8 protein-coding genes are annotated in these 11,992 nt (G+C 41.9%); 7 read left to right on the plus strand and 1 reads right to left on the minus strand.

Annotated features, from left to right (window positions below; genetic code table 11):
• Positions 1 to 28 precede the first annotated feature (28 nt).
• From G5B43_RS10330 to G5B43_RS10350, 5 genes are all read left to right on the plus strand, one after another.
• Positions 29 to 3,349: a SusC/RagA family TonB-linked outer membrane protein gene (locus G5B43_RS10330; protein ID WP_206367314.1), complete on the plus strand. Its 3,321-nt coding sequence runs from the start codon at positions 29 to 31 to the stop codon at positions 3,347 to 3,349.
• Positions 3,350 to 3,351: 2 nt separating this feature from the next.
• The gene (locus G5B43_RS10335) at positions 3,352 to 4,824 is read left to right on the plus strand and encodes a RagB/SusD family nutrient uptake outer membrane protein (protein ID WP_165294662.1); all 1,473 of its coding nucleotides are present in this window, start codon (positions 3,352 to 3,354) and stop codon (positions 4,822 to 4,824) included.
• An 11-nt stretch (positions 4,825 to 4,835) separates the two neighbouring features.
• Positions 4,836 to 6,011, plus strand: coding sequence for a sialidase family protein (locus G5B43_RS10340; protein ID WP_206367315.1), 1,176 nt, complete (start codon positions 4,836 to 4,838; stop codon positions 6,009 to 6,011).
• Between the two features lie 276 nt (positions 6,012 to 6,287).
• A complete protein-coding gene (locus tag G5B43_RS10345; RefSeq protein ID WP_165294663.1) occupies positions 6,288 to 7,616 on the plus strand; it encodes a DUF3748 domain-containing protein in 1,329 nt (442 codons plus the stop codon).
• 26 nt (positions 7,617 to 7,642) lie between these two features.
• Positions 7,643 to 8,935: an acetylxylan esterase gene (locus G5B43_RS10350; protein WP_165294664.1), complete on the plus strand. Its 1,293-nt coding sequence runs from the start codon at positions 7,643 to 7,645 to the stop codon at positions 8,933 to 8,935.
• Positions 8,936 to 9,003: 68 nt separating this feature from the next.
• Here G5B43_RS10350 and G5B43_RS10355 read toward each other — a convergent pair whose 3' ends face one another.
• Positions 9,004 to 10,044 carry a linear amide C-N hydrolase gene (locus G5B43_RS10355; RefSeq protein ID WP_165294665.1) on the minus strand — a complete coding sequence of 347 codons (1,041 nt, stop codon included), beginning with the start codon at positions 10,042 to 10,044 and terminating at the stop codon, positions 9,004 to 9,006.
• Positions 10,045 to 10,210: 166 nt separating this feature from the next.
• On the opposite strand from G5B43_RS10355, the gene G5B43_RS10360 reads away from it, so the two are divergent.
• Together G5B43_RS10360 and G5B43_RS10365 are read left to right on the plus strand one after the other, a co-directional pair.
• Complete coding sequence (locus G5B43_RS10360; RefSeq protein WP_165294666.1) at positions 10,211 to 10,639, plus strand: hypothetical protein; 429 nt, start codon at positions 10,211 to 10,213, stop codon at positions 10,637 to 10,639.
• Between the two features lie 34 nt (positions 10,640 to 10,673).
• Positions 10,674 to 11,903, plus strand: a complete 1,230-nt coding sequence (locus G5B43_RS10365) for a glycosyltransferase (protein WP_165294667.1) — start codon at positions 10,674 to 10,676, stop codon at positions 11,901 to 11,903.
• Positions 11,904 to 11,992 lie beyond the last annotated feature (89 nt).

Below are 11,992 nucleotides of genomic sequence, written 5' to 3' on the forward strand. Positions count from 1 at the left end.
ACATTGTGTTTTAAAAAAACTAATCATTATGAAGCTTAGCTTTATTCTATTGATAGTGACTTTTTTTCAGGCAAATGCAATGACATTTGCTCAAAATGTAAGTATAAAGGCTTATAAAACACCGCTTAACACGGTATTTTATAAGCTTTCCAAGCAAACTGGATATAATTTTGTTGCGGATGCTCATCTGTCGAAAAAGATTCGTGCCGTATCATTGGACCTACAAGATGTAGGACTCCAAGATGCCATTGAAAAGTGTTTTGCCGGAATCGCGATCGACGTCGTGCTTAATGAAGAGCATAAGACGGTGTTCATTAAGGAAGCACGGAAAGTAAAAACAAATCGAACCATTGTAACAAAAGAAGTGCAGCAGTATACCGTTGCCGGTACTGTGCGTACGCCTGATAACCAACCGATGCAAGGTGTCAGCATTGCGGTGCGAAGTAAATCGACCAGTACGGCTACGGATGCACAAGGGATTTACAACATATCTGTCAATCCAGGGGATACACTTTCTTATACTTTTGTTGGCTATACGGCTCAATCGCAACCAGTGCGCAACCGGAATCGCATAGATGTAGTTTTGCAACCTATGGAAGAAGCTATCGACGATGTGGTGGTCATTGGATATGGTACAGCTAAGCGAAGTGATATTACGGGAGCCGTTAGCAGTTTAGGGGAGGAAGATTTTAACAAAGGAGTTAATACCTCGCCTGAACAACTATTGGCAGGTAAGGTAGCGGGGGTTCAAGTTGTTCAAAGCAGTGGTGAGCCAGGAGGAGGAATTTCTGTAAACGTAAGGGGAACAGGTTCCATCAACGCCGGCAATTCTCCATTATATGTTGTCGATGGATTCCCTATTGATAACGCTGTGACCGTAAGCGGTACGGGTGCTAACTTTACAGGAATGCGATCTGCTAGAAACCCATTAAATGCAATTAATCCCAATGATATCGCCTCGATTGAAGTCTTAAAAGACGCTTCTGCAACAGCGATTTATGGATCGAGAGGAGCAAATGGCGTTGTTTTGATTACCACCAAGAGAGGAAAATCAGATGGTTTAAAAGTGGATTATGATGTTTATTACGGTGTTCAAAATATACAGCGTGATATCAATATCTTAAATACCGAACAATACCGTGATGCAATTAACGGCATTATTGATGCAGGTGGTGGTACCCCCGAGCAACGAGTTGAAAATACCGGGCATTCGACTGACTGGTTGGGTTTGATGTACGATAAAAATGCTCCGGTTCAGAACCATAACCTATCGTTCTCGGGAGGTAACGAACGTACTAAATACCATACTTCTCTCAACTATTATGATCAAGATGGGCTATTGATTAATTCTGATAATAAGCGTTACAGTGCACGGCTAAATTTAGAACATACAGCGTCCTACTTTACGTTTGGAGCCAACATGACGAGCTCCTATATAAAGGATAACTATGTGGCGAACGGTATGGATTTAAATGAGCGTGCCGGTATCATTTATGCGGCAATTGCCTATAACCCTACTCTTCCTGTGTACGATGCCAACGGGGGATATATGCTCTCCCCTGATATGAATATTGATAACCCTTTAGCCATTGCGAACGGTAAGACTTCTCAGTCTAATCTGTACAGAACGCTTGGAACTGTGTATGGCGCGATTAATTTTTTGAATGATTTTACCGCGAAATTGAATATCGGGGCTGATATTTCAAATCAAAGAAGAGATACATACGTCGATAGACAGACAATAGAAGGGCGGTCTAATGAAGGGATTGCAAGTATCTTGGAAGGTTCGCGTACCAGTTATCTGAGTGAGTTTACAGTCGGTTATAAAAAGAAAATGGATATACATGATCTGGATGTGATCCTAGGTGTTACCGGTCAGCAGTTTAACTACCTTTCATCTTCCTCCCAAGGAAGTGGATTTTCTTCTGATGCAACCAAAACCGATAACATGGGGCTGGCCGATCCCACCAAATTTATCGTTGGGAGCTCTCGGACCAGAAATAGCCTGTTGTCTTACCTAGGTAGAGCAAACTATAATTTAATGGATAAATACTTATTGACGGCTTCTTTACGGATGGACGGCTCCTCTCGATTTGGAGAGAATAATCGCTTCGGTGTTTTCCCATCCTTTGCATTTGGCTGGAAATTGGATCAAGAGGAATTTATCCAAAATATGGGTGTTTTTAATACGCTTAAGCTGAGAAGTAGTTGGGGGCGAACGGGAAACCAGGAAATAGGTAACTATCAATCAATGTCGACTTATGCTACAGGACAAAAAGCCGTTATAGGAGAAGTTCAGGTCAGTACAACGACACCCAGCCGGATAGCGAATCCGGATTTGAAATGGGAAACGTCGGAACAACTGAATTTCGGCCTGGATTTCGGATTCTTACAAAACCGTATATCGGGTAGTATCGACTGGTTTTATAAAGATACCAAAGATATGTTGTTGAACTTGGCGGTACCGCGGACAACCGGGTTTTCGACCATGATGACGAATGTCGGAGCCGTGAGAAATAAGGGCGTAGAGTTGATGCTGAATTCGCAGAATACAACAGGAGCTGTATTATGGGAAAGCACGTTGAATTTTGCTTGGTTGCAGAATGAGGTAAGGGACCTCGGGACCAATAAAATTATCTACTCCGGAGCTGCAGGTGGCGTATCTAATATTTCCGTAATCGAGGTGGGATTGCCCATGTATTCTTTTTTTGGCTACCAAATAGATGGCATATGGCAAGCTACAGATGATTTTTCGGTAACCAACGATCCGGTTGCTCCGGGTGATTTCAAATATCGAGATATTAATGGTGACGGTGTTGTTAATGCAGATGATCGCGTTGTATTGGGAAATTCTTTCCCAAAGTATACCGCCTCTCTAACGAATAATATCGATTATAAGAACTTTAACTTGAATATTTTTATGGATGGTGTATTCGGCGTAGATATGTTGAACAATAACCTGGTTGACACGTATTTTCCGGCTAACCTGAAAAGAAATCGATTGGCAGAACCCATGCTGAATAGATGGACGGAAGATAATCCTTCGACGGTCTATCCTTCTTTTGTTAACCCGAATGGACAGGGAAAGAAAGAAGTGAACTCTTATACAGTAGAAGATGCAAGTTTTATTCGTCTAAATACAGTGAAGCTCGGGTATACGTTTTCGCTAACAAATACGAGATATGTGAAAGGAATAAATCTCTTTTTGGTGGGACAAAATCTAGCCATGATTACGAAATACACAGGTTATGATCCATCAATAAATCCAAATGGTAGCGGTGCTCGTATTGATTGGAACGCTTATCCTACTGCCCGTACGTTTATGTTTGGTGTCAATTTAAGTTTATAGATATGAAAAAGAAATTAACAAGAATTTATTATATCAGCATCCTATCTTCGGCAATATGCTTCTCTTCGTGTTCAGGTTTTCTGGAAGAAGAGGTGTTTTCTCAGCTTTCTCCAACAAACTACCTAAAAACAAAGGAAGGGTTAACGTCGGTATTGTATGAAGGATATGCGAAAGCGGCGAACATGAATAGCAATAATTCTATTTATATATTGGGGCCACAAGAATTCTCTACAGATATTCTCTATCAGAGCGGTGATAATGTGGAAGCAACCATAAAAAATTATCGGGATTTTAACTGGGACCCAACGATGGATTTCCTGATTCAGAATTGGGATTCACCTTATCAATGTATCCGGAATGCTAATATTGTTCTAGAAAGCTTAGAAGGCTCTGATTTATCGGCAGAGGATAAAGTGTTGTATGAAGCAGAGGCTAAATTCTTACGGGCAATTTCCTATTATAAACTCTACTTCTTCTTTGGACCTGTGCCGTTGAGAACATCTACTACGCAAGAGTTAAGTTTGGCAAAGGCATCCGAAGATGAAATCAAAGAATTTATGGAAAGGGAATTGCTGAGTGCCGTAGAATTATTGCCTAATCCAGGTAACGAACCCGAACGATACCGTGCTCATAAAGCGGCAGCAATGGGGTTCTTGATCAAATTGTACTTGAATACCAAGCAGTGGCAGAAGGTTGCCGACTGGACAGCTGAATTTTTAGATTCTTTTAATTACTCCCTTCATGAGACGTATCAGGATCTCTTTAAGGTGGAGAGTGAAAAGAATAATGAATATATCTGGGTGAGACCGGCGGTGCCGTCGGCAGATAGAGCTACAGCAAATAGCTGGAGCAATGTGTCGTTCCCCGATAATTTTAAGTCGGCTCCAGAGATAGGTTTGGTTTTTCGAAGCACTTGGTTAAATTGGCCAAACGAGTTTCGGATTTATGACGAATTCTATAACACCTTTGAAAATGCTGATAAACGCAAGAATCTGATGATCACAAAGTATATCAATAATTCCGATCAAGAGGTTCTTCTGGCAGGTAACGATAACATTCGATCATTCAAATATTGGCCGGATGAGAATCATGTTGGAGCGGCTCATGGCAACGATATTCCGGAGATTCGCTTGGCAGATATCTACCTCTCTCGTGCGGAAGCGTTAAACGAGCTTCAATTTCCGAGTCAAGAAGCTTTGCAGTATCTTAACTTAGTCAGGCAGCGTGCTGGGCTTGATGATCTGGAAATTAGTGATGTGATGAGTCAGCATGCAATGAGAGACAGGATCTTATTGGAAAGAGGACATGAATTTTATAATGAAGGACACCGAAGAATGGATATGATCAGGCACGGGAAATTTATCTCAGATGCGGTGAGAAGAGGGAAGAATGCACAACCACATCACATCGTCTTTCCTATTCCACAAGTGGTGATCGATTCAGATTCTGCGATTGAACAGAATGATAATTTTTAATATATATAGAAATGATGAAAGTACATGCAGTATGCTATTTTTTATGGGCTTCTTTTTTTCTGCCGACGTTGCTGTTAGCTCAACACGTTCCTGGCCAGATTGTGTGTTATGAACCCAGTTCTGCTCAACGCTATATAGGTTCTCCCAGCCTAGCAATCTTACCTAATGGTGATTACGTAGCATCACACGACTTTTTCGGGCCGAAGAGTACCGAATGGCAACAAGCCACGACACGAATTTATACGTCTTCCGATAAGGGAAAAGTTTGGCGGTTCCTTTCTGAAATAAACGGCGCATTTTGGAGTAGTTTGTTTGTTCACGAGGGGGAGCTTTATCTGCTTGGTCCCGACCGTCATCATGGAACAGTATTAATCCGTAAATCTACCGATGGGGGACAGACCTGGACCCAACCTACGAACAGGGAAAATGGCGTGTTGTTAACTGGACAGTTTCATTGTGCTCCAATGCCGGTAGTAGAGCATAACGGGAGGTTGTGGCGTCCGATGGAAACAGCACATGGTCCCGATCTGGCTTGGGGCAAGCGATATGGTGCAATGGTGATGTCAGCTGCTGTAGACGCCGATCTGATGAATGCTAAATCATGGACAACAAGTAGTACCATGCTATACGACTCCACGTATTTGAATGGTAACTTTACGGGTTGGCTCGAAGGAAATTTTGTGGTAGGTAAGGATGGGCAGATGTGGAACATGCTGCGTGTGGACGACCGGACTTCGCATGAGGAGAAAGCTGCGATGGTGAATATTTCAAAGGGTGGCAAAGAACTCTCTTTTGATCCTAAAACGGGGTTTATTCCATTTGACGGCGGTAGCAAGAAATTCGTCATCAAGTACGACCCTGTGTCAGATTACTATTATACCCTGGTCAACTCGATTCCGGAGAAATATAGCAGGCAATATCCCGAACGGAACCCGGCGGGCTTTCGGAATGTATTGGTGTTACGCAGATCGAAAGATTTAAAGAAATGGGAAGATGTTAAAACCCTTTTAGAGCACGAGGACGTTATCAACCATGGCTTCCAATATGTGGACTGGTCGTTTGAAGGGGAGGATATTATCGTACTTTCGCGTACGGCTTATTTCGATGGAAACGCGGACGCTAGAAATAACCATGACGCCAATTTCCTGACCTTTCACCGGATCGAAAGATTTAGATTTTTGGATTGAAAGATATAATTCATCACTGTTTTGATGACAAAAAATTGGATATCTTTGACAATTCGCATGACTTTGGGAAATCAAGCATTGGTTAATTTTGACTTGACCTAAGGATTATTGTTTTTGTGGGACTAAAGTGAATGTTATGGTAGAACCTTATGTTAAGCTATTCATGATGCTTAACCCAAGCAAAGGGCAATAGATATGCATGTTGAGATAAGTAAGCACATAAAGAGCCTTTCCAAAGTTTCGTTAGCGATCCTTTCCTTAATTTGTCTAAGTTGTATGAATATTAAAAATAGAATAATAGAAGACAAAGCTGTTAACAACCTAACCACTTCGCCAAATGGGCATACCCTGCACCACCATGGTGTCTTTTCCAAAGACGGTAAATGGATTGTATTTGACGGCAGAAATGACGATACGAAAATTGGTGAAACCTCTACCATAGGCATTGTGCATGTAGAAACAGGTGAAGAACGGATTATATACAAAACGGCAAATCAAACGATATACGGGCCAGGTGTTGGTGCAGTATCCTTTAGTCCGGTAGAAGACCAAGTGATATTCATTCATGGTTTGCCCGACGCAAATGAAGAATGTCCCTACGCGATGTCAAGGCGTACAGGAATGCTTGTGAATATTCATCAGGAAGGACCTGCTTTTTCGGCGGATGCCAGAGATGTATCGACACCCTATGTGCCGGGCAGCCTTCGCGGGGGAACACACTCGCATTGCTGGAGTCCGGACGGTATGATGCTCAGCTTTACCTATAATGATGAATTAGTGGAACCGGATTTGAGAGTGGTTGGTGTGATGCTAAAATCCGAAGCGGACATCATCGTTGATAAAGGATCTGGAAACTCCAATGGTCGATACTACTCGGCTATAGTATCTGATGTGGTGGCAAATCCTGTCCCTGGTTCTGATGAGATCAATAAAGCTTTCGATGAGTGCTGGGTTTCTCCAGCTACAGATGGAACCACTGATCATTATGCCATCGCCTTTCAAGGAAATACCATAAGTGCAAACGGTCAGCTGGTAACCGAAATTTTTGTCGTGGAAATAGATCGGGAAAAGATCTTGGCAGATAAAGCTGCGGTCGGAAAAGAAGGAGAGCGTCCGAAAGTTCCGCAAGGCATTCGGCAGAGACGTTTAACCTACGGAGCTAATTTATCTGATTTAAGGCATTGGCTCCGCTCAAGCCACGACGGAAAATATATCTATGCTTTGGCGAAGGATGAACAAGGTAATAACCAGATAGTAAGATGTGAAGTAAATAGTGGAGAACTAACTTTTGTGACAGATAACCCATTTTCCATATCTTCTCCGTTCAATCTCAGTAAGGAAAGCAAGAAGATTACATTTGTGGCGGAAAACAATGTGTTTGTTCATGATATGAAGAGTAACAAATATATCCAAATTACCCAAAATGACCTTAATGACCGAAAAGTAGTTGGTGCCCCATCTTTTTCCCCAGATGGGAGCTTCGTGGTCTACAATCAATATGAGCATATCGAAGGAGAAGAGTATTTGCAGATAAAGCGAGTCAGTATTGCCAACAACGTATCTCCAAATTCAACGAAACATTTTCCCCGTAATTCCTTATCTTGAACCCTCAAAAATAATATAAATCGATTATGAATAGAATCAACTTTATTAAGTTCTTAACAACGTTATGTTGCTGTCTTTTTATTTCTTTAGCAGGCCTCGCTCAATCACGATCAACGCAGCCTATCCAAGTGCTTGTTTCGCCGGATAAGCCAGACTGGACATATGAGCCGAATCAAGATGCCACGTTTAAGATACAGGTGTTAAAGCATCAGGTTCCACTCCATGATGTAGAGGTTACCTATGCTGTTGGGCCGGAAAAGATGCAGCCGACGGACGAAGGAAAACTGAAATTAAAAAACGGTTCTGGGATAATAAAAGGAAAATTGTCGGGTCCGGGTTTTCTACGTTGCGAGGCCAGTGTGGCAATCGATGGCAATACCTATCGGGGAATCGCTACGGCAGGTTATGCTCCGTTGGAGATCCAGCCTACGCAAACATTGCCAGATGATTTTCAAGAGTTTTGGAATACAGCAAAAGCAAAAGCAGAAAAAGTACCGATGGATGCAAAGCTAACGCTATTACCGGAACGCTGTACGGAAACCGTAGATGTATTTCAAGTCAATCTCCAAAATGCTATGGCAGGCAATCGCCTGTACGGTATATTGGCGAAACCGAAGAAAGAAGGAAGATATCCTGCTGTGTTATCGGTTCCAGGGGCAGGAGTTCGCCCTTATGCGGGTATTGTAGACTTAGCAGAAAAAGGAATCATTACATTACAAATCGGCATACACGGCATTCCCGTTACCTATGAAACAGGTTTATATGAAGATTTGCGCAATGGAGCATTACGAGGATATCCGTTTTTCAACCTTGATAATCGGGATGATTATTATTACAATAAAGTATATCTAGGGTGTGTCAGAGCAATAGATTTTTTATATTCGTTAGCAGATTTTGATGAAGATAATCTGTTGGTTTGGGGAGGAAGTCAAGGAGGGGCTCTGGCCATCATTACGGCTTCCTTGGACGATCGAGTAAAGGGCTTGGTATCTCTTTATCCAGCACTGAGCGACCTGACGGGATACCTGCATAACCGCGCCGGAGGATGGCCTCACATGTTTAGGGATGGTTCAACGGATGAGAAAATCAACGTTTCGAGCTATTATGATGTTGTTAATTTTGCACGTTACGTGAAAGTTCCGGGATTCTACACCTGGGGATACAATGACGATACCTGTCCACCCACATCTTACTATGCCGCCTATAATGTAATCGATGCACCTAAAGAACTGTATTTGGTGCAGGAAACGGGACATTGGACATATCCGGAGCAACAACAGCAGATTAGAGAGTGGATATTAAAACAACTAGGGAAATAGGAAAAATATGATAGGGCATCTATAAGATGCCCTGTTTGTAAAATAAGTCTGCTGAAAATGGAATGGGGTTAAATACCCATAAACTTAAAAGGTTTAGCTTCTTTAAAAAAGCTATTTGATAAACCGCTGAATGTTGCATGTCCTTTTAAATTCAACATCATGGTTTTAGCTCCTTCCTGCAAATCGAATTTAGTCAGGTCGACCCAAAAAGTATTTGGGGTTAAAACTGTTTCGAAATAATAGACTTTATTCTTTTGGTCTGCGACAGATCTCCAGCGTGTGGATGATATATTTGGTTCTGTTTCTGAACTAATACCAAAAGGTACAGAGCAATTTCGGATAACACTGAATACACTAGCAACCGCTATCCTCGTATCTTCCGTCTGCGGAATGGCATTTATATAGTAAGAAGCCCTAACGAACCGATCGGCTGCACGGTTTGTACCAGGTAGCATAACGGTACCCGGAATACCTTGCCAATAATTATTCAAAGCAAGTTGCTGGTCGAAAACAGGAGAATTGGTCATCACTGTATAGGAAGGATCGTGATGGATGACGAGTTTTCCATCTATGTATTCAAAAATGGCATTGTCACCTGTCGCGTCTGAAATGGACAAGTGGAGTGTCGTGAATTTTGTTGTGCCAGGTACATAGTCGCTGACGACAACAAATGGTTCGTTTTTTAATTCGGCAACCGCTTCGCTCACGGTTGCAAAATTATCTAAGACATATTGTGCCCAGGCCGAAATGGCGACCCCTTTCTTTGTACCCTGAGGATCAAATTTAGGATAGCTGGATTCTGCTAGCCATAATACATTCGCAACCAACCCCTTTTCGTTTAAACCGTCTGTTGTTGCGATATCCCAAGCGCTCGAAATCACACTTCCATATTTGGAAACCCAGGTGAAAGATTGTGGGCCAGCTTCTCCGCTTCTTGCTATGCCGCGGGGAAATACCCAGATATTGGCGGCGATGTCGTCTTTCCAATCCATGCTTCGTGCCGTTATAACTGTTCCATTAGGACCCTTATAAACAACCCGCGTACATGCTACTGTTTTCTGTTGAAAGCATATCGATGCAACCAGAATAAAATAGAGAAAATACTTCATAACGTAAAACTGATTATATTAATTAATATTATAATGTTGAACAGCGTAACTTATGACGTTAACATCCATATTATCTTTTTGTTTTCAAGTCAAAGCATTTTTTGAATTGACTATTTTGGCATTATACTTGGATACTTTCTTTTGTACTTTAAAAGTTTATATCAATATGAAAGGATGCACATTGACATATAGGAACTGGATGTTTCTGTTTGTTGGGATGATTTTGATAGGACTATCGTCCTGTAGTAAAGAAACAGTGGATAATATAGGTCGTGATACAGCGTTGAATATTATCCGCTCAAACAAGTGGTTTGATGTGGTAAAAACAACGTCTGTTGCTGGTACGGCCGATGTGCGGGTGACGTTAGTTGGAGACGGTGAAAATATGGAGTTTAAATCCAACGGTTACGCCTATGTATATGGTGCAGAAGGAGAGACAAGCTCCTATTCCTATAGTATGCCTACCAGTAAGAAGATGGTTTTTGACAATATGGAGTACGATATTCAGGAAAATATTATCCAAACCGTAGCCAAATTTACGTTGGTGAACACAACAGGTAGCGCCACTACGAAAATTGAATTTAGACGGAGATAGCATTCAGAAAATGTAAATTCCTTATTTTAGCCCGATGAAGAAAGTGCTTTTCATCGGGCTTGTTTGGCCAGAACCCCAATCCTCTGCAGCAGGAACGCGTATTCTGCAATTGGTTAGGATGTTTCAACATGCGGGCTACGAAATCGTCTTCGCTTCGGCTGCTGCCAAATCCTCCTATAGCCATCCGCTTCTCCAAGAGAATGTTCGGGAAGAGTATATCCAGCTTAACGATAGCAGTTTCGATGATTTTATTACATGTTTAGAACCTCATATTGTCGTTTTTGACCGTTTTGTCTCCGAGGAGCAATACGGTTGGCGTGTAAGACAATATTGGCCATCTGCGCTAACCATATTGGATACGGAGGATCTGCATTTTTTGCGAAAGGCACGGCAAGATGCGATAAAACAAAATACAATAATAGATTTTTATGGCGACATTACCACGCGGGAAATAGCCGCTATACTGCGTTGTGACCTTTCCTTAATTATTTCAAAGAGCGAAATGAAACTTCTTTTGGAAACATTTCGCTTGCCAGCTGAACTGTTATATTACCTTCCTTTTTTAGAATCGAAAATAGAAGCGTCTGCAAAACATGCATGGACTTCTTTTTCACAGCGAAAAAATTTTGTGTTCATCGGAAACTTCTTGCATGAACCGAATTGGCATACGGTGCAGCTCTTAAAAACACGGATTTGGCCGGAATTAAGAAAGCGTCTATCCGGCGTGGAGCTGCATATCTATGGAGCTTATGCGAGTGAAAAGGTTTATCAGCTACATCAGCCTAAAGAGAACTTCCTGATAAAAGGAAGGGCCGATGACGCTCGCAAAACCCTCGAAACCTATCGGGCGCTGATCGCACCAATTCAATTTGGGGCAGGTGTCAAGGGCAAATTTATCGATGCCATGCAAGCGGGAACCCCTTCGGTTACCACGGCTGTGGGCGCAGAATCGATGTCAGCTGAGGGGCTCTGGAATGGATATATTGAAGATGATTTGAATAGCTTTGTAGAAAAAGCCGCTCTTTTATATGCGGATTTGGAGGTGTGGCATGAGGCGCAGGAAAAGGGAGTCACCATACTTAATTCAACGAGCAGTAGAGAGCGGTTTGAAACGCCATTTCTTATCTACGTAGATGAGTTAAAAGAGGATTTGGATACACATCGCCGGCAGAATTTTGTCGGCCAGATCTTACAGAGCCAGTACTATAACGCCAGTAAATATATGTCGCTCTGGATTGAGGAAAAAAATAAGAATATACGATAACATTCTTTTCAAGTTAGATTTTTTTTTACTTTGGTTGTGGCTAAGCAGTATTAGAGAAGAGAAATAATTTTACCGCTTTTTTATAAATT

This window comes from Sphingobacterium sp. SGR-19 (assembly GCF_011043555.1).
Taxonomy (GTDB): domain Bacteria; phylum Bacteroidota; class Bacteroidia; order Sphingobacteriales; family Sphingobacteriaceae; genus Sphingobacterium.

Bases quoted from the DNA above. Each gene is read 5' to 3' on its own strand.
- G5B43_RS10360 (WP_165294666.1), top strand. From the start codon at position 10,211: ATGAAAGGATGCACATTGACATATAGGAACTGGATGTTTCTGTTTGTT.
- G5B43_RS10335 (WP_165294662.1), top strand. From the start codon at position 3,352: ATGAAAAAGAAATTAACAAGAATTTATTATATCAGCATCCTATCTTCG.
- G5B43_RS10365 (WP_165294667.1), top strand. From the start codon at position 10,674: ATGAAGAAAGTGCTTTTCATCGGGCTTGTTTGGCCAGAACCCCAATCC.
- G5B43_RS10345 (WP_165294663.1), top strand. From the start codon at position 6,288: ATGAATATTAAAAATAGAATAATAGAAGACAAAGCTGTTAACAACCTA.
- G5B43_RS10350 (WP_165294664.1), top strand. From the start codon at position 7,643: ATGAATAGAATCAACTTTATTAAGTTCTTAACAACGTTATGTTGCTGT.
- G5B43_RS10355 (WP_165294665.1), bottom strand. From the start codon at position 10,044: ATGAAGTATTTTCTCTATTTTATTCTGGTTGCATCGATATGCTTTCAA.
- G5B43_RS10330 (WP_206367314.1), top strand. From the start codon at position 29: ATGAAGCTTAGCTTTATTCTATTGATAGTGACTTTTTTTCAGGCAAAT.
- G5B43_RS10340 (WP_206367315.1), top strand. From the start codon at position 4,836: ATGATGAAAGTACATGCAGTATGCTATTTTTTATGGGCTTCTTTTTTT.